We start from the raw sequence: 18,079 nt of genomic DNA on the forward strand, positions 1-18,079 counted from the left end.
GCCTAAACGTCCAGCTCGTCGGCAACCTTACGCAGGGCAGCGGCGATGGCCTTGCCCTTGTTGCCTTCCGGATACTTGCCTGCGGAGAGGGTTCCGGAGAGATTGTCCAGCACGGTCACCAGGTCCTGGACCAGCGGGGCGAGTTCCTTGGCGTTGGGCCGTTTGGCCTTGGCGATCGAGGGCGTCTTGTCCAGGACGCGCAGCCCCAGGGCCTGGGCGCCCTTGCGTCCGTCGGCTACCCCGAATTCAACCCGGGTGCCTGCCTTGAGCTCTGTTACGCCTTCGGGCAGCGACGATTTGGGCAGGAATACCTCCTGGCCGTCTTCGCCTGCGAGGAACCCGAAGCCCTTGTCCTTGTCATACCACTTGACCTTGCCGGTAGGCACGTAATCAACCTTCTTCGTTCTGACGTCTTCTGACACGGCCAGCCGTCACCGCATCCGCACTGCAATGCGGGTTCAAGGTATGGCGGCTGCGGACCGTGTTGGTCTATCCCTCAAGGTTATCCTGCCCACCGCCCTATTGACGCTTTCAACGGCCCAGTGCAACCTTCCGGCTGCCTCCTTCAGCACCATTCACTCCCGGTGCGGCAGGAGGGGTAGCGTTACGTCCATGACACCCTCGCGCTACCGGCGTGCCCTGATGATCATCGCCGCGGCTGTGGCCGTGCTTTCCCTGGTGGCAGTGGGCACCGTGATGGCCCTTGCCTTTGCCGGCTCAGTGGCTCCGGCCTGGGTCACCTATACGGCGCTTTACGGCCTGCCGCTTGCGTTCCTCCTGATGCTGTTCCTGGTTCTGGACAGCGTTGCCGGGCGCCGCCGGGCAGCAAACCCGGACCGGCGGTAACGTTGGACTGATGTCCCTCATTCGCGCATTGAGCAAGGAGCTGGAGGCACGCAGCGACGATTCACTGCGTGCGCTGTTCGATGCGCGGCCGGACCTCATTTCGCCCCCCGTTCCGGACTTCCCCGCCCTTGCCGCGCGGGCAAGTGCCCGGCTCAGCGTGCAGCGGGCACTTGAACGCCTCAACCGTCCGCAGATGCAGGTCCTCGAAACCCTCCACCTGTGCACCAATACGGACACCGGCCACAGCGCGTCCGCCGCGGGACTCCGGAAGATGATTTCCGGGTCTTCGGCAGCCTCGGTGGAGCGGATCCTGCATTCGCTGCAGGAACTTGCGCTGGTGCACCGCGCCGAGCCGCCGCACGGCACCCCGGCATCCGCGGCGAAACACCACTACTACCTCCCGGTGGGTTCGCTGAAGGACGTGGTGGGCATCTATCCCGCCGGGCTGGGCAGGAGCTACACCGAGCTGGTCCGCCTTCAGCCGGCCTTCGCGCAGCGGGCCGTGCAACTGGTGTCCGAACTGCACCGCAGCGGTGTTGCCATCCACGATGCCACCACCCCCATGGAGGCGGCGCTGGCGCTGCAGCACTGGACCTCCTCCCCCGAGGCTCTCCAGAGCATACTGTCCACTGCCCCGGAGCGGACGACGGCGCTGCTCGCCAGGTTCCGGAACTGGGCCATGGGTGCCGTCCCCCAGGCCCAACGGAAGGCCTCAATCGCCACGGAAGGATCCGACGTCGGGCCCGTGGACTGGCTCCTGGCGCGGGGCCTGCTGGTGCCGCTGGACGCGGCGCACGTCGAGCTGCCGCACAGCGTGGGGATCTCGCTGCGCGGCGGTGCGGTGATCGACGATTTCACGTTGTCGCCCCCGGTCCCCCAACTCGGCCGGACCTCAGCGGCGCTGCGCCGGAACGCAGCACTCAGCGCCATCTCGGAGACGCTGCGCCTGGTAAGCGATTTGCTCCACGCTGTAGGGGAGCAACCGCTGGTCACGCTGCGCAGCGGCGGTGTGGGAGTGCGCGAGATGAGGCGCCTTGCCGAACTGCTGCGGATCGACCTGCAGCACGCGGGAATCCTGCTGGAGCTGACCGCACTGGCCGGACTCATCCGCCTGGATGTCGATTCCTCGTCCTGGATCCAGCCTCCGCAGCTGGAATGGCTCGTCCTGCCGCGGCAGGAACAGTGGCTCTGGCTGGTGAACGCCTGGCTGTCCAGCCAGCGCGTGCCGTCCCTGGTGGGCCAGCCCGTCAATGGAACGCGCAGCGTGCCGGCGGCACACCGTTCCGCCTCCGGCAGCACCGTCATCGCGCTGTCAGCCGAAGCGCAGCGGCCTGATGCCCCGGTGGTCCGCAAACGCATCCTGGAGATCCTGGATGAGCTGACTGCCGAGGCAGGCGCCCCGGACGGGACCGCACCAGTACTTGATGCCGCAGCTGTTCTCCAGCGCGCAGAGTGGGCACAGCCCAGGATGGCCAGGCGCTTCAGCTCGATGATCCGCGGCGTGCTCGCCGAAGCCGAGCTCCTTGGACTGGTGGGATCCGGAGCCCTGAGCCAGCTTGGAAGCGCGTTGGCGGAAGACAACCCTGAAGCCGCGCTTGCCATCCTGGGCGAGCACCTGCCGGCAGCTGTCACCCACGTTTTACTGCAGGCCGACCTCACTGCCGTCGCCCCGGGGTACCTGGCCCCCGAACTGACCGGGAAGCTGCTGCTGATGGCTGACGCGGAAGGCCAAGGTCCGGCAACCACCTACCGCTTTTCCGCCGGCTCCATCAAGCGGGCCCTGGACAGCGGACAGGACGCCGCCGGCATCCTGGAGTTCCTCCGTGAGCACTCTGCCACCGCCGTGCCCCAGCCACTCGAATACCTTGTGGAGGACACGGCCTCACGGCACGGAAGATTGCGGGTGGGGGCGGCTGCCAGCTTTATCCAGAGCGAAGACGAAGCCGCGCTCCTGGAGCTTCTCTCCGGGCCGAAGGCGTCCGGCCTGAACCTGGTGAAGATTGCTCCCACCGTCCTGGTTTCCTCGGCGCCACCGCGGGAAACCGCCCAGGTTCTCCGCACCCTGGGGCTCTCCCCCTCCGTGGACGGCGCGGACGAACCGGTGGTCCGGCTCCGGGCAGCCCCGACCCCGCAGGACCACCTGCGCCCTGTCTACACCGCCCCGCGGACGGCGCCGGGGGCTGAGGAGGTGGACGCACAGCTCGCGGTCCTGCGCCAGGTGGGCGCCGCCGTCGGACACCGCGGCGGTTCCGGACACCGGGACGGCGAGGCCGGAACCCAGCTGGGGCTTGAGGCCCTGCAGCGGGCCATCAGGCTCAAGCAGCGGATCAGCATGAACGTGGTGGACGGGCTGGGGAATGCCAGCCTGGAAGTAGTTGTTCCGCTATCAGTAAGCGGCGGACGCGTCCGGGTGTTTGATCCTGCAAAGGAAACAGAACGCGTACTGTCCATCCACCGCATCATCGACATTGAGGCTGCAGAGGAACTGCGCCAGTGAAGGATTTCCCTGCGTGAACGACGGACCCCTGATTGTCCAGAGTGACAAAACCATCCTGCTTGAGGTGGACCATGAACTGGCAACTGAAGCCCGTCATGCCATCGCGCCCTTCGCCGAGCTGGAACGGGCACCGGAGCACATGCACAGTTACCGGCTGACACCGCTGGGGCTCTGGAACGCCCGCGCCGCCGGGCTGGATGCGGAAAAGGTGCTGGACACGCTGCTGAAGTACTCGCGCTTCCCGGTTCCGCATTCGCTGCTGATCGACGTTGAAGAAACCATGTCCAGGTACGGGCGGCTGCGCCTGGAGAAGGACCCGCAGCACGGCCTGGTCATGCGGACGGACGACTACCCCGTCCTGGAGGAAGTGATCCGGGCCAAGAAGATCCAGCCCCTGCTGGGGCCCCGGATCGACGGTGAAACCGTTGTGGTGCACGCCTCCCAGCGGGGGCAGCTCAAGCAGCTCCTGCTGAAGATCGGCTGGCCGGCGGAGGACCTGGCCGGGTATGTGGACGGTACCCCGCACCTGATCGCGCTCAACGAGGATGGCTGGAAGCTGCGGCCGTACCAGCAGATGGCGAGCGACAACTTCTGGTCGGGGGGAAGCGGCGTGGTGGTGCTTCCCTGCGGAGCCGGGAAGACCCTGGTGGGCGCCGCGGCAATGGCTACCGGCTCCACCACAACCCTGATCCTGGTCACGAACACGGTAGCCGCCAGGCAATGGAAGGACGAGCTGCTCAAGCGCACGTCCCTCACCGCGGACGAGATCGGCGAATACTCAGGAGCGGTCAAGGAAGTCCGGCCGGTGACCATCGCCACGTACCAGGTGCTGACCACCAAACGCGGCGGCCTGTACCCGCACCTGGAGCTTGTGGACGGCCACGACTGGGGACTGATCATTTACGACGAGGTGCACCTGCTGCCGGCACCGATTTTCCGGATGACCGCCGACCTCCAGGCACGGCGCCGGCTGGGCCTTACCGCAACCCTGGTGCGCGAGGACGGCCGCGAGGGCGAGGTGTTCAGCCTTATCGGGCCCAAGCGGTACGACGCCCCCTGGAAGGACATTGAGTCCCAGGGCTACATCGCGCCGGCAGACTGTGTGGAAGTCCGGGTCGACCTGCCCAAGGACGAACGGGTTGCCTATGCCATGGCCGATGATGCGGACAAGTACCGGCTTTGCGCCACCTCCGAGTCCAAGACGCACGTAGTGGAACAGCTGGTGGCCCGGCATGCCGGTGAACAGCTGCTGGTCATCGGCCAGTACATCGACCAGCTCGATGACCTCGGCGAGCGCCTGCAGGCGCCGGTGATCAAGGGCGACACCTCCGTGAAGGTACGCCAGAAGCTTTTTGACGACTTCCGGGCCGGGGACATCCAGACGCTCGTGGTTTCCAAGGTGGCCAACTTCTCCATCGACCTTCCGGAAGCATCGGTGGCCATCCAGGTATCGGGTTCGTTCGGCTCGCGGCAGGAGGAGGCGCAGCGCCTGGGCCGGCTCCTGCGGCCCAAGAAGGACGGCAGGGCGGCGCGTTTCTATTCGCTCGTTGCCCGGGACACCCTGGACCAGGAATTCGCGGCGAAGCGCCAGCGGTTCCTGGCGGAACAGGGCTATGCCTACCGGATCATGGATGCCAAGGATGTGGAACAGAATCCCGCCGGGGCCTAAGTCGCCACCTACCGGGTATGTCACGGGATGCCCGCAAACGTGTTGTCCGTGCCGCACCGGCTCGCGTGGCTGAATGCTTCCGATGCCCGTGGTTTCTGCTTCCAATATGCCCGTGTCTTCGCTGCGGCGAGGGCGTAGCGGTAATGGAAGGCGTGCCCGCGGGGGAGTTCGCCCGGGACCCTGACCGCCACGGACGTGTTCACCGGCTAGACCGAGAACCTCGCGGTCCCCAACGGCTCGCACAGGTAGGTGCCCGCCTCCATGGACGGGATCGCAGCGTGGAGCCGCATGTCAGCTTTGATGAACCCTCGGGCAATATTTGGTCAATATCTCTTCCGGACGTTGTCATCCCGTTATCCCCGGGCTACGCTCAGAGCGCTGGGTTACACATTGGTAAAAGGTCCTGAACTCAGATCAGGATGGGCGAAGCCTCATGGCTTTCCCCGTGTATGAGGACGCGTGCATGCGCAGTCGCCCCAGCCGATCCACCCGCGCACCCCCAAGCTATAACACTTGGCTCCGTGCTGCCTGCCCGCTCCGTGCCGCAAAGACGCGACCACCGGAGTAGCCGGCGGGCACCCGACGCGCGGGCGCCATCCGATCAGATTCTTGGAGAGGGATGCTGGGGGACCTCCCGGTGCCGGACCACAGGTCCGCGCCGACCGTCACACCATCCGCCACTCCCAGAAGTGAGTAATTCAATGGAGAATATAACGCGCGCCCGCTTGGGCGCAGGCATGGCTTGTCTGGCTTTGATCCTTACCGGAGTCACGTCGGCTCAGGCCACGCTCTCCGGAGCCCAACTAAACGCTCAGGACGGCAACCTGGTCGTCGACACAGGCGACATCAAAGACTGGGCGAACATCGGCATTGATTGTTCAACGTTGACCGGTGGTTGCGGTCTCGATCTTCCAACCGGCCAGACAGACAATTCATTCGGTACAGGCACGAAGGAAGACACCGCAGTACCGTCCGTCGTCGACGGATCCATCCCCAACAACAAGAGCGACCTGACACGCTTCTACGCCAAGTTCGTGGAAGAATCCAACGGCAGCACGTACGCATACCTCGCGTGGGAGCGGGTCCAGGAACCAAATGGCACTACCAACATGGACTTCGAATTCAACCAGTCGTCTGTGCTGTCCTCCAACGGTGTGACCCCCGTCCGTACGGCCGGCGATGTCCTGATCAAATATGACCTGTCCCAAGGCGGCGTGAATCCGATTCTTGGATTCCACCGGTGGATCACCACCGGTGCCCGGACGCTCTGCGAGGCAGCCAACGCGACCCCCTGCTGGGGCAAAGTCCAGCCATTGACCGGAACTTTCGAGGGTTCAATCAACACCGCTGTGGTTACGGACCCCATCGCACCCAACGCTCCGAGAGATCTGAGTGTCCGGACCTTCGGCGAAGCAGCCATCAACCTGACCGCTGCCGGTATCGTCGGCACGGACCCTTGCCTGCCGTTCAGCAGTGCGTACTTGAAGAGCCGCTCCTCAGATTCATTTACAGCGGCTCTGAAGGACTTCATCGCCCCGATATCCGTCGCCACGTCCAAGTGCGCCGACATTAACGTGCTGAAGACCGACGACGACTCGCCGGCCTCCCCACTGGCCGGTGCCGTCTTCACGCTCTACAACGATGCCGCACCTGTCGGCGGAACCTTTGATCCGGCAACAGACCTGGCCGTAACCCCCGCCACAACCTGCACCACCGGCGCCGACGGCAAGTGCTCGTTCAGCCAGGTTCTCCAAGGCAATTACTGGGTAGTTGAGACCACCACACCAACGGGGCACGACACGGCAGCGCCCCAAGCAGTGACCGTCGTGGGGGGCACGAACGTCAGCCTGACCTTTGTAGACCCGCGCGACTTCAAGATCATCGTGCTCGTCTGCAAGGAAGCCGACAACTCGCTGTACTCAAGCCAGGTCACGGTTGATGGCGTCAACAAGGACTCGCTGGCCACGGCTCCCTCAGGCACCACGGCCGCCCAGCTTTGCAGCCTGGGCGGCGCTGCGTATGACGACAAGAGCTACGGCGGTCACCCCGCGAATGTGGACATCCCGCAGTAGACAGGGAAATCTGGCACCTGACCAGCTGATCACTTTGAAGTGATTCCCAAAGCCAGGGTCCTCCGCACTCCCGTGCAGGGGACCCTGGCGGCGCCACCAACTTTACTGCGCGCCGCGGACGCCCATGCAACATTCACCATGCATCCAGAAAACTCACAGACTCTGGGAGCAGAATGGGAGCATGAACAAGAACGGTCCCGAGGCAAAGCTCCTTGTTGTTGACGATGAACCCAACATCCGCGAGCTGCTGTCCACCTCGCTAAGGTTTGCCGGCTTCGAGGTTGTCTCGGCCGCGAACGGCCGGGACGCCCTGGCGGCTGCCGAAACCCATGCCCCGGACCTGGCCGTGCTGGATGTCATGCTTCCGGACATGGACGGCTTCACCGTCACCCGCCGCCTCCGGGCCTCGGGCAAGCACTTCCCGGTACTGTTCCTGACCGCGAAGGACGATACCGAGGACAAGGTCACAGGCCTCACCGTCGGCGGGGATGACTACGTCACCAAGCCGTTCAGCCTTGACGAGGTGGTGGCCCGTATCCGCGCCGTCCTGCGCCGGACGCAGCCGCTGCTGGATGACGACGCCGTCATCCGCGTCGACGACCTGGAGCTCGACGACGACGCCCACGAAGTGCGGCGCGGCGGCACGGTGATCGAGCTCTCCCCCACCGAGTTCAAGCTGCTCCGGTACCTCATGCTCAACCCCAACCGGGTGCTGTCCAAGTCCCAGATCCTGGACCACGTATGGGAATACAACTTCAACGGTGATGCCTCCATCGTGGAGTCGTACATCTCCTACCTGCGCCGCAAGGTGGACATCGATCCCGACGCTCCCGCCCTGATCCAGACCAAGCGCGGTGTGGGCTACGTGCTTCGGACGGCTGAAAAGCGCTGACCTTGCTGCAGCGATGGAAGTCGGCCTCGCTGAGGACGCAACTGGTGGCCATGATCATGGCGCTGCTGATAGTTGCCCTGACGGTGACCGGAGCGGGAACGCTGGCCCTGCTCCACAGCTACCTGCAGGCACAGGTGGATGACAAACTCACCGCGGCGGTAGACCTGGCCCGGCAGCAGCGGTCCTTCACCCCGCTTCAGGCGCCCAACCCGATGGTTCCCACTGACTACTCACTTATTCTCTTCGCGCCAGGCGAGGAGCCGTATCCGTTCGGCGGCGACCCTGAGAGCCGTCCGGACATCAGCTCCGTCACGGTGCAGCAGGCGCAGGAACGCGGCGCCGTTCCCTATCAGGTGCGCGGTACGGACGGGCAGAACTGGCGGGTGGTGGCCGTGCCGGTGCAGAACAACCAGACCACCGCTGTGGTGGTCATCGGGCTGCCCCTGCAGAGCGTGGACGATGTCCTCAAACATGCCTCCCTGGTGGTGACCGGGGTGGGCCTGCTGACCCTGCTGCTGGCCTCCCTGATCGCGAGCTGGACCGTGTCCCGCTCCTTCCGCCCGCTGGCCCGGGTGGAAAAGACGGCGGCGGCCATTGCCGCCGGTGACCTTTCCCGCCGTGTCGACGTCGAAAATCCCGGCACTGAACTGGGACGGCTCAGCAGGTCGCTTAATGCCATGCTGGCCCACATTGAGACGGCCTTCGCGGCACGTACGGCCTCGGAGGCGAGGATGCGGCGGTTCGCCGCTGACGCCTCCCACGAACTGCGGACCCCGCTTGTCACCATCCGTGGCTTCTCTGAGCTGTACCGGCACGGCGCACTGACCACCGAGGAAGACGTGGCCACAGCCATGGGAAGGATTGAAAGCGAAGCCAAGCGCATGGGCTCAATGGTCGAAGACCTTCTCCTGCTGGCCCGCCTCGACGAGCAGCGGCCGCTGCAGCAGAAGCCCGTGGACCTCCAGCTGCTCGCCCATGACGCCGTGGTGGACACGCAGGCCAGCGACCGCTCGCGGGCGATTTCGCTGACCGGGCTCGACGGCGGACCTGCCGCGGCTGCCCCGGTGCTGGGGGACGAAGCCAAACTCCGACAGGTGGTGGGGAACCTCGTGGGCAATGCCCTGCGTTACACGCCGGAGGGCAGCCCGATCGAACTGGCGGTGGGGGTGCGCGCCAGGGAGGACGGACAGCTGCGCTCGGTCATTGAAGTGCGCGACCATGGACCCGGCATCTCCGAAGAGGACGCCTCCAAGGTCTTTGAGCGCTTCTACCGGGCGGACACCTCACGGACCAGGGAAACGGGCGGAAGCGGACTCGGCCTGGCCATTGTGGCCGCAATTGTAGGGTCCCACGGCGGTTCCGTCCGGGTGGAAAATACCGACGGCGGCGGCGCGACCTTGGTGGTCAGCCTTCCGCACCGTGATGACGCGCTGAATACCGGGGCAGCTGCCGAGGCGGAACAGGCAGCGACGGCGGGGTTGTCCACATATAGCGCCGGACCGTAGCGGCTCCAGGGGCCTGCTCCCTACGCTCGTTATCAGCGGTCCGGACCAGCCGGGCCCCGCAGGCGAAAGCTGCCCCCACAGCGAAAGGCACGGCCATGAGCATCATTTCCGTCGACACCGAACTCCTTCAGCTGAAGTCCGCCAGTGTCCAGGCGACAGTGGACAGGATCAGCGCGGACGTCCAGGCAATGAAACGCGGGCTGGACGAGCTCCAGGGGTCATGGCGGGGCACCGCCGCCACGAATTTCCAGGCGCTCATCACGGAATGGACCATCACGCAGGGACGCGTGGAGGCCTCGTTGGCGTCCATCAACACGGCGCTTGCCTCCGCGGCTGCCACCTACGCACAGGCGGAACAGGGCAACACGCAGCGGTTCAGCTGACCGGGTAGATACCCAGGAGCCGGCTAAGCCTCGGGAGTACCTTGGTGGAACCGCAGCCGCCAGCGGCCGCCGTCCAGCACCCACAGTGAGCTTCTGAGCGTGGTGCCGGAGCGCGCGTAGCTGCGGTACGTCAGCAGGACCGCGTCAGCGCCAATACGGTCCGCGCCAAGTATCTCAATGTCTGTCCGCTCGCCCGGGTCCTCCTCGAGCGCCATCATCATGGCGTCCCGGGTCCACACCCTGCCCGAGCTTCCGATCTCCATGAAATCGGGGTGCAGCAGGACAGCCGTCCGGCCGATGTCCCCCCGCACCAGGGGGCCCAGCAGCTCGCGCTCCAGTTCCTCCACCAAGGCCTCCGGCACGGCGGCACCTGGCTGGGCAGCGGCGTCCGGTCCGCCGAAAGCGCCGTTGTCCAGCTGGCTGAACAGGTCCGGCTCCTCGTAGGCTCCTGGCAAGGTCGCGGCTTCCCGGGGTGCACGGGGGGCGGCCTCCGGCGTATCCTTGGCCGCCGGCGGATGGTGGGCGTGGTGGGCGCCAGGGAAACCGGGCCCGGACCGGGCAGCCACCCCCTGCTGGTAGGCGGTCGCGGCCGCCCTGGCGCGCTCGTCCGCGGCTTCGTTCAAGTCATGCCCGGCATGCCCCTTGACCCATTCGAAGGTGTACTTCCGGCCGGCGAGCTCCCGGTCCAGCTCCTTGAGCAAATCCACGTTGAGGACCGGCTTGCCGTCGGCCTTGCGCCAGCCTTTGCGTTTCCATCCCGGCATCCACTTGGTGATCGAATTGATGACGTACTGGCTGTCGCAGAGGATGTGCAGGTCCTCCTGGGGAAGGTGGGCCGTGGCCCGCAACAGATCCAGGACCGCCATCAGCTCGCCTTGGTTGTTCGTCCCGTGGGGCCATCCTCCGGCGCGCCAGCAATCGTCGTTCACGTACCAGGCCCAGCCGGCCGGACCGGGGTTTCCCAAGGCCGAACCGTCGGCCGCTGCAGTAATTGTCACCGGTCCATCCTCCCAGACCGGCAGGACAAACCGGGCCTTTGCCACCGTACGATGCCGTACCGTACCTCCGCCGCACACGCGCCCTACCCGGGCCGCCAGGCGGATCAGGCCTTGACCTGACGGAAAGCGTTTACCGAAAATGCTTGACGCGGGCAATGGCAGGCAGGCAGAATCGCACTACTGACATGAGAAAGCGTTTTCTCAGCGGCCGGCACTGCCGACAACCCGACGCCAGCGTCCACCCAAGAGAAGCGCCCCGCCATTAGGAAGGCATATCAATGACGATTCCAACCCTCCGCCGGAGAAGGTTCCAGCTCGGCGCAGCAGCCGTCGCCCTTTCCCTCCTTGCCACAGGCTGCGGTTCCTCTTCCGGCTCCGAGGGCAATGAGCAAGTAACCCTGCGCTTCGCCTGGTGGGGGAACGAATACCTCAACGCCCAGACCGAAAAGGTCATCGATGCCTTTGAAGCGGAACACCCGAACATCAGGATTGAGTCCGAGCCGGGCGAATGGGGCAGCTACTGGGACAAGCTGGCCACCAAGACCGCGGCCAACGACGCGCCGGACGTGATCCAGATGGACCAGAAGTACATTGCCGAATACGGCGGCCGCGGGGCGCTCCTGGATCTGTCCAAGCAAAGCGGCATTGATACCTCCAAACTCGACAAGGAAGCCCTGGCCTCGGGCCAGTACGACGGCGCCCAATACGGCCTGAGCACCGGCCGGAACGCCTACGTCATCATGGCCAACACGAAGGTTTTCGAGGCAGCAAACGTTCCGCTTCCGGATGACACCTCATGGACGTGGGACGACTTCATTGAGACTGCAACGAAGATCAGCGCCGCCGGAGACGGCAAGAACTACGGCGCAGCATATGGCAGCAACGAGGCAGACCTGATCATCTGGCTTCGCCAGCATGGGGAGAATCTCTACTCCGAGGACGGCAAGCTCGATTTCGACACTGCAACGGCCGCTTCCTTCTGGGAGCGGCTCAAGGAACAGCGCGACTCCAAGGCAAGCCCGCCGGCCACGGTGGCTACCGAGGACTCCGGCGCGGGCCTGGAAGAAAGCCTCTTCGGCACCAACAGGGTGGGGATGGCATGGTGGTGGACCAACCAGCTCGGATCGCTCGGGTCCACTACCGGCAGCAGCATCAAGATGCTCCGTGCGCCTAGCCTCGACGGTGTTGCCGCTGAGAACGGCATGTACTACAAGCCCACCATGTTCTGGTCCGCTTCCTCACGGTCAAAGCACACCGAAGCCGCCTCAACCTTCATCAACTACCTGGCGAACAGCCCGGAAGCCGGCGCAATCCTGATGACGGACCGCGGCGTGCCCACCAACACGGAGATCGTAAAGGGCATCACACCGTCCCTGAAACCGGCAGACACCACCGTGGTGGGCTTCCTGAAGGACATTGCTCCGGATATGAAGGACGCGCCGCCCGTTCCTCCGGTGGGCGCGGGCAGCGTACAGAACGTCATCAAGCGGTACACCGATGAGGTTCTCTACGACCGCCTGACTCCCCAGGCAGCGGCAGAGGCCTTCAAGAGGGAAGTCGAGGGAATGCTGTCCAGCGCCCGGAAGTAAAAGCCAGGCACTCTCCAGGAACACAAATGCGGCCCCCTCAAGAGAGGGGGCCGCATTCGTTTCCAGCGGGACAAAGCCCGGCAGGAGGGCTTAGAAGCCGCCCATGCCGCCCATGTCGTCGCCGCCGCCCATGGGGGCCGGGTTCTTCTCCGGCTTGTCGGCAACAACAGCTTCGGTAGTGAGGAACAGGCCGGCAATGGAAGCCGCGTTCTGCAGGGCAGAGCGGGTTACCTTGACGGGGTCGTTCACGCCGGCAGCCAGCAGGTCGACGTACTCACCGGTTGCGGCGTTCAGGCCGTGTCCTGCGGGCAGGCCGCGAACCTTGTCAACCACAACGCCCGGCTCCAGGCCGGCGTTGAAGGCGATCTGCTTCAGCGGAGCATCGATGGCAACGCGGACAATGTTGGCACCGGTGGCCTCGTCGCCGGACAGCTGCAGGTTGGCGAATGCCTTGGCACCGGCCTGGATGAGGGCCACGCCGCCACCGGCAACGATGCCTTCTTCAACAGCGGCCTTGGCGTTGCGCACTGCGTCTTCGATGCGGTGCTTGCGCTCCTTGAGCTCAACCTCGGTTGCGGCACCGGCCTTGATCACTGCAACGCCGCCGGCCAGCTTGGCCAGGCGTTCCTGCAGCTTCTCGCGGTCGTAGTCCGAATCGGAGTTCTCGATCTCGGCGCGGATCTGGGACACGCGGCCGGCGATCTGGTCGGCGTCGCCGGCACCTTCAACGATGGTGGTCTCGTCCTTGGTGACCACAACCTTGCGTGCCTTGCCCAGGAGTTCCAGGCCGGCGTTTTCCAGCTTGAGTCCGACTTCCTCGGAGATGACCTGGCCGCCGGTGAGGACGGCAATGTCGGCGAGCTGTGCCTTGCGGCGGTCACCGAAGCCCGGAGCCTTGACGGCAACGGACTTGAAGGTGCCGCGGATCTTGTTGACGATCAGGGTGGCCAGGGCCTCGCCCTCGATGTCCTCGGCGATGATCAGCAGCGGCTTGTTGGACTGCATGACCTTTTCGAGGACAGCAACCAGTTCCTTGACGTTGGAGATCTTGGAGTTGACGATCAGGATGTACGGGTCTTCGAGGACCGTTTCCTGGCGCTCCGCGTCGGTGACGAAGTAGGCGGAGATGTAGCCCTTGTCGAAGCGCATGCCTTCGGTGAGCTCGAGTTCCAGGCCGAAGGTGTTGGATTCCTCGACCGTGATGACGCCTTCCTTGCCCACCTTGTCCAGGGCTTCGGCGATCAGCGCACCGATTTCCTCGTCCCCTGCGGAGATGGATGCCGTAGCGGCAATCTCTTCCTTGGTTTCGATTTCCTTGGCGGAAGCCAGGAGCTCGCGGGTGACGGCTTCGACAGCCTTTTCGATGCCGCGCTTGAGGGACAGCGGGTCGGCACCGGCGGCAACGTTGCGCAGGCCTTCCTTGACCAGGGCCTGGGCCAGAACGGTGGCGGTGGTGGTTCCGTCGCCGGCGACGTCGTCAGTCTTCTTGGCAACTTCCTTGACCAGCTCGGCGCCGATCTTCTCGTAGGGATCGTCCAGCTCGATCTCCTTGGCGATGGAAACACCATCGTTGGTGATCGTGGGGGCGCCCCACTTCTTTTCGAGGACGACGTTGCGTCCACGCGGGCCGAGGGTGACCTTAACGGCGTCGGCGAGGATGTTCAGGCCCCGCTCAAGGCCGCGGCGTGCCTCTTCATCAAATGCAATGATCTTGGCCATAACGGCAGTAGTCCTTTCGGGACAGTCGTTAAGAATGAACCTTCGCTGCAGTGCCCGCGACGGACGACCCTTTGCCGGCGGCCTCTGTATGCCCCCGGGTGCGGGCCTCACTCCAGTGAGGTGTTTCTTCGCTCCTCGCCCGGTGCCGCGCGCCGCCGGCCGGAACCAGCTTTGCTTTAGCAGTCGGTACGTCAGAGTGCTAACTCAATAATTAGCACTCCCCACGGGAGAGTGCAAGCGAATGACGCGCGGAAAGCGCCCTGGCAGGCATCTCTACGCCGAGGGCGATCAGCCGGCGCGGCCTGCAGTTTCACGGCCGGTGGGCGTTGGATTGTTGTCTGCCCCGTAGGTGAACACCGTAAACGTCGCCGAGGTGATGTCACCGTTGGCGTCGAAGGCAACCGGGCCGGATTCGCCGTCGTAATTAATGCCGGTACCGGAGGCCTTCGCCGCCAGGCACTCCTTGTAGCTGGGGCAGGGCGTGCCGGGCACCGTTGCAGTCCCGCCATCCTTGCCGGCGGCAGTCCCGCCTGACACGGCGATGAGGTTCGCTGCAATTGAGCGGCCCGAGTCGTCCTCTGCTTTGGCTGCCGCGAGGGCTGCGAGGGTCACGGCGTCGTACGTTTCCGCGGCGAAGGACACGTCCTTCAGGCCGGGATCGATGCCCAGGAGCCTTTCCTGGAAGGCGGCGGATGGCAGCTCGCCGGGAACAACGGCGCGGGCACCCTCCAGGGCTTTGGTACCCAGCTTGGACGCATACCGGCCGAACGCGCCGTCGCTGAGGATGATCTTCGAGCCGGCCAGGGCGGCGTTGTTGAGTTCAGCCAGGGCGCCCTGCGCGCCGTCGCGGGCCACCAGGATGACGGCGTCGGGTTCCGCCCCGCGGGCGGCGGCAGCGGCGCTTCCCGCTTCACCCGGCTTGAACCCGGCTGTGGCAACCACTTCCAGTCCGGCCTGTTCTGCGGAATCGGCGACGGCGGCGGAGACGTCGCTGCCGTAGGCGCCTTCCTGGAACATCAGGGAGATGGTGGCGGCGCCCGCGTCCTTGGCGAGCTTGGCCAGCACGGGTCCCTGCGCGACGTCGGCGGCCGCCGTCCGGAAGTAGTATCCGCCGCTGGGGATGGTGCTGAGCCCGGCCGCGGTGTTGGCCGGCGAGATCAGCGGCGTCCTGGCCCGGGAGAGGATGTCCACGACGGCCTTGGCGTGGCTGGAGTCGGTGGGGCCGATCACCACGTCCGCCTTGGCCTGGACCAAAGCCTGGGCCTGCGACGCTGCATCCTGGCCGGCTTCAAAGGGCAGCAGCTCCACGGGCCGGCCTTTGTGCCCACCGGCAGCGTTGATCTCTTTGACTGCGAGCTTGGCGGCGGCCGCCTGGGGCGCGTTCAGGAAGCTGCCCTCCCCCGCATTGTCCAGGATGAGGCCTACCCGCAGCGTCCCGTCACCGGAGGCTTCCGTTGTTTCCAGGCGTGCGTTTCCGGTTACCCCGGAACAGGCGGTCAGGGCCAGCGTGCAGCAGAGGGCCGCGGCAAACGCAGGACGGAGGGTCCCGGCGGGGACAATCAGATGCTTCACTCGGCCGGCCGGACGCTTTCCGCCTGTGGGCCCTTCTCGCCTTCGCCGACTTCAAGTTCCACGCGCTGTCCCTCGTCCAGTGCCCGGTAACCTTCGCCTTCGATAGCAGACCAGTGGACAAAGACGTCGTCGCTGGAGCCGTCAACGGTGATGAAGCCGTAGCCCTTTTCCGCGTTGAACCACTTGACGGTTCCTCGTGCCATGGTGACCACTCTTTCCGTAAGGTCCGGGATGCTGCGGGGGTGCCCCGGCGCCGGGCCGTAGCCCGGGATTTACTCTAGCCAATGCGGGTCGGTGCCGCAGGCCCCCGGCGGTGCCGTCGGCAAACGTTATTCAGGCGTAACGCCGGGCCCCGGACCGGGTGTGGCCCAAGGCAGCGCGGCTGATGGAAGAACCCGGCTTACCGGTACCCCGGGCCCAGCACAACCACCAGGGGAACCTGGAAGTCGGTGCTGCTCACCACGGTGGGGACGCCCAGGAGTTCCGCGAGGGCTTCCGCGTTGGCCCGTTGGGCTGGGCCGGAGTAGAAAATGATGGAGCCCTGCTGCGGCGCTCCCGCCCAGTTCCCTACCTGTCCCAGGGGCCAGCCGTCCGCCTGCACGGTTCCGCCTACTCGGCTTGCCAGCCCGGCGGTCCCGGCGGCGTTGTAGACCGCCACAGGCTGGGTTTTGTCTACGGACGCAGCCTGCGCCGTGGGGCGGCTACTGGACCCTGTCCCGGCAGCGGGGACCGTTTCGGATCCGGCGGTTTCAGGCGCGGCGGAGGGCTCAGCGGGGGGAGTGACGGACGCGTCCGGCGCGGCGGAGGGCGTCGACCCCGTTCCGGCCAGCGGTGTTGCTTCGAGGCTCGACGAGGCCTGGCTTGCCGGACCGGCAAACCCCAGCTTGGGCAGGATCAGGAAGGAAACCAGCCCGATGGCCAGGGCAACGCATCCCACCGCCAGGACGGGCCACAGCCGGACCCGTGACGGAGCAGAGGCTGTGCGATGGACACCTTGTCGCGACGCGGTCTCCGGGACCTTGTCGAATTCATCGCGGGCGTATTTGGTCATGGGAAAGAGACATCCTTGTGTGTTGCTGCTGAGGAACCAGCGTGAGCGTCTTATGCGTCGGACCCCAGGCGCCGTGCAGTGCGTGCACGGTGACGCGACGTACGTAGTCTACGCAATCTCTTGACCAGCATGGGGTCATGCGCGAGCGCATCCTCGGTATCGATCAGGGCGTTGAGGAGCTGGTAGTAGTGTGTCGCGGAGAGATCGAAGAGTTCCCTGATGGCCTGTTCCTTGGCACCGGCGTACTTCCACCACTGCCGTTCAAGGGCGAGCATCTGCTGGTCACGCTCGCTCAGGGGGGAATCCCGCAGCGTGAAATCCGGCAGGAGGGCGTTCCGCTGTTCCTGCTCCGGCAGGTGCTCCCGAGCTGGTTCCGCCACGGCGCACTCTCCCTTGCTGGTTACGTAAAATGTCTGACCCCCATGCTACGGACGAATAACACTGTTGTCATTTGTGCCGGGCGGCCTGCCGGACCGGGGCCGGCGGCCGCCCTGCGAGAATGGGACGGTGTTTGAATCAGATGCCCTTTTCGAACTGGCGCAGGATCCGGCGCGCGGGCAGGGTTTCGCCGAACTGGCGCAGCTGCCGCTGAAGGAGCTGATGGCGCCTGACTGGGCAGACGCCTTGGCGGGCGTGGAAAGCGGACTCCGCGGCGTGCTCGCTTTCCTTGCCGACGAAGAGGCGGCCGGGCACACGGTGCTGCCGGCGCCGTCGAACGTCCTGCGGGCTTTCCGCCAGCCCCTCGCGGAGGTGAAAGTCCTGATGGTGGGGCAGGATCCGTACCCCACGCCGGGGCATGCCGTCGGCCTGGCCTTCTCCGTTGATCCGCACGTCCGGCCCATCCCGCGGAGCCTGGCGAACATCTACCGGGAGCTGGAGGCGGATCTGGGAATTCCCGCGAGGGTCCACGGCGACCTTTCCGCCTGGACCGGGCAGGGTGTGCTGCTGCTGAACCGCGTGATGACTGTAAGGGCCGGAGCCGCAGGGTCGCACCGCAGGAAAGGTTGGGAGGAGATTACGACGGCGGCCGTCCAGGCCGTGGCCGGGCGGCGGGCTCCGGACGGGTCACGCCTGCCGCTGGTTGCCGTGCTGTGGGGAAAGGACGCGGAGAGCGTGCGTCCGCTGTTGCCGGGGGTTCCGGCCGTGTCCAGCGCGCATCCCAGCCCCCTGTCCGCGTCCCGCGGCTTCTTCGGTTCGCGGCCGTTCAGCCGCGTCAACGAGCTGCTGCGGGAGCAGGGTGCCCCGGGCGTAACCTGGGAGCTTCCGCCGGTAGCCTAGCTTAGGCT

Annotated in this window: 16 protein-coding genes; 9 read left to right on the forward strand and 7 right to left on the reverse strand. The window is 65.6% G+C overall.

Annotated features, from left to right (window positions below; genetic code table 11):
• Positions 1–2 precede the first annotated feature (2 nt).
• Positions 3–386 (reverse strand): cold-shock protein, encoded by a 384-nt coding sequence (locus tag U7114_RS02425; RefSeq protein ID WP_104996883.1) that lies wholly within the window; start codon positions 384–386, stop codon positions 3–5.
• A gap of 226 nt (positions 387–612) precedes the next feature.
• Between U7114_RS02425 and U7114_RS02430 the strand changes: the two genes are divergently transcribed.
• The 7 genes from U7114_RS02430 (at position 613) to U7114_RS02460 (ending at position 9,864) form a co-directional block, all read left to right on the forward strand.
• Entirely contained in the window at positions 613–846 is a 234-nt protein-coding gene (locus U7114_RS02430) for a hypothetical protein (RefSeq protein WP_157239040.1), read from the forward strand.
• 10 nt (positions 847–856) lie between these two features.
• Positions 857–3,343 carry a helicase-associated domain-containing protein gene (locus tag U7114_RS02435; protein WP_157239041.1) on the forward strand — a complete coding sequence of 829 codons (2,487 nt, stop codon included), beginning with the start codon at positions 857–859 and terminating at the stop codon, positions 3,341–3,343.
• Between the two features lie 13 nt (positions 3,344–3,356).
• Entirely contained in the window at positions 3,357–5,012 is a 1,656-nt protein-coding gene (locus U7114_RS02440) for a DNA repair helicase XPB (protein WP_323056467.1), read from the forward strand.
• 737 nt (positions 5,013–5,749) lie between these two features.
• The gene (locus U7114_RS02445; protein WP_157239043.1) at positions 5,750–7,084 is read left to right on the forward strand and encodes a prealbumin-like fold domain-containing protein; all 1,335 of its coding nucleotides are present in this window, start codon (positions 5,750–5,752) and stop codon (positions 7,082–7,084) included.
• A gap of 181 nt (positions 7,085–7,265) precedes the next feature.
• Positions 7,266–7,976, forward strand: a complete 711-nt coding sequence (locus U7114_RS02450; RefSeq protein ID WP_139028140.1) for a response regulator transcription factor — start codon at positions 7,266–7,268, stop codon at positions 7,974–7,976.
• Positions 7,977–7,978: 2 nt separating this feature from the next.
• Complete coding sequence (locus U7114_RS02455; protein WP_197432420.1) at positions 7,979–9,481, forward strand: sensor histidine kinase; 1,503 nt, start codon at positions 7,979–7,981, stop codon at positions 9,479–9,481.
• A gap of 95 nt (positions 9,482–9,576) precedes the next feature.
• Positions 9,577–9,864: a WXG100 family type VII secretion target gene (locus tag U7114_RS02460; protein WP_139028136.1), complete on the forward strand. Its 288-nt coding sequence runs from the start codon at positions 9,577–9,579 to the stop codon at positions 9,862–9,864.
• A 23-nt stretch (positions 9,865–9,887) separates the two neighbouring features.
• Here U7114_RS02460 and U7114_RS02465 read toward each other — a convergent pair whose 3' ends face one another.
• The gene (locus U7114_RS02465; protein WP_321215401.1) at positions 9,888–10,862 is read right to left on the reverse strand and encodes a ribonuclease HI family protein; all 975 of its coding nucleotides are present in this window, start codon (positions 10,860–10,862) and stop codon (positions 9,888–9,890) included.
• A 278-nt stretch (positions 10,863–11,140) separates the two neighbouring features.
• Here U7114_RS02465 and U7114_RS02470 point away from each other — a divergent pair, with 278 nt between their 5' ends.
• Complete coding sequence (locus U7114_RS02470) at positions 11,141–12,451, forward strand: ABC transporter substrate-binding protein (RefSeq protein ID WP_321215400.1); 1,311 nt, start codon at positions 11,141–11,143, stop codon at positions 12,449–12,451.
• Positions 12,452–12,541: 90 nt separating this feature from the next.
• On the opposite strand, the gene groL is transcribed toward U7114_RS02470, so the two are convergent.
• The 5 genes from groL to U7114_RS02495 all read right to left on the reverse strand — a co-directional run bounded on the left by groL (position 12,542) and on the right by U7114_RS02495 (position 17,173).
• Complete coding sequence (gene groL, locus U7114_RS02475) at positions 12,542–14,170, reverse strand: chaperonin GroEL (protein WP_157239045.1); 1,629 nt, start codon at positions 14,168–14,170, stop codon at positions 12,542–12,544.
• A gap of 288 nt (positions 14,171–14,458) precedes the next feature.
• On the reverse strand, positions 14,459–15,742 hold the full coding sequence (locus U7114_RS02480; RefSeq protein ID WP_409339706.1) for an ABC transporter substrate-binding protein: 1,284 nt from the start codon (positions 15,740–15,742) through the stop codon (positions 14,459–14,461).
• On the reverse strand, positions 15,739–15,945 hold the full coding sequence (locus U7114_RS02485; protein ID WP_157239046.1) for a cold-shock protein: 207 nt from the start codon (positions 15,943–15,945) through the stop codon (positions 15,739–15,741). The genes U7114_RS02480 and U7114_RS02485 overlap by 4 nt, the downstream gene beginning before the upstream one ends.
• A 197-nt stretch (positions 15,946–16,142) precedes the next feature.
• Positions 16,143–16,793 carry a LytR C-terminal domain-containing protein gene (locus tag U7114_RS02490; RefSeq protein WP_321215399.1) on the reverse strand — a complete coding sequence of 217 codons (651 nt, stop codon included), beginning with the start codon at positions 16,791–16,793 and terminating at the stop codon, positions 16,143–16,145.
• 50 nt (positions 16,794–16,843) lie between these two features.
• Positions 16,844–17,173 (reverse strand): DUF3263 domain-containing protein, encoded by a 330-nt coding sequence (locus tag U7114_RS02495; protein WP_321215398.1) that lies wholly within the window; start codon positions 17,171–17,173, stop codon positions 16,844–16,846.
• A gap of 127 nt (positions 17,174–17,300) precedes the next feature.
• Between U7114_RS02495 and U7114_RS02500 the strand changes: the two genes are divergently transcribed.
• Positions 17,301–18,071, forward strand: coding sequence for a uracil-DNA glycosylase (locus U7114_RS02500; protein ID WP_321215397.1), 771 nt, complete (start codon positions 17,301–17,303; stop codon positions 18,069–18,071).
• The last annotated feature ends 8 nt before the right edge of the window (positions 18,072–18,079 follow it).

The sequence above is a fragment of the Pseudarthrobacter sp. C1 genome (assembly GCF_034720455.1).
GTDB lineage: Bacteria > Actinomycetota > Actinomycetes > Actinomycetales > Micrococcaceae > Arthrobacter.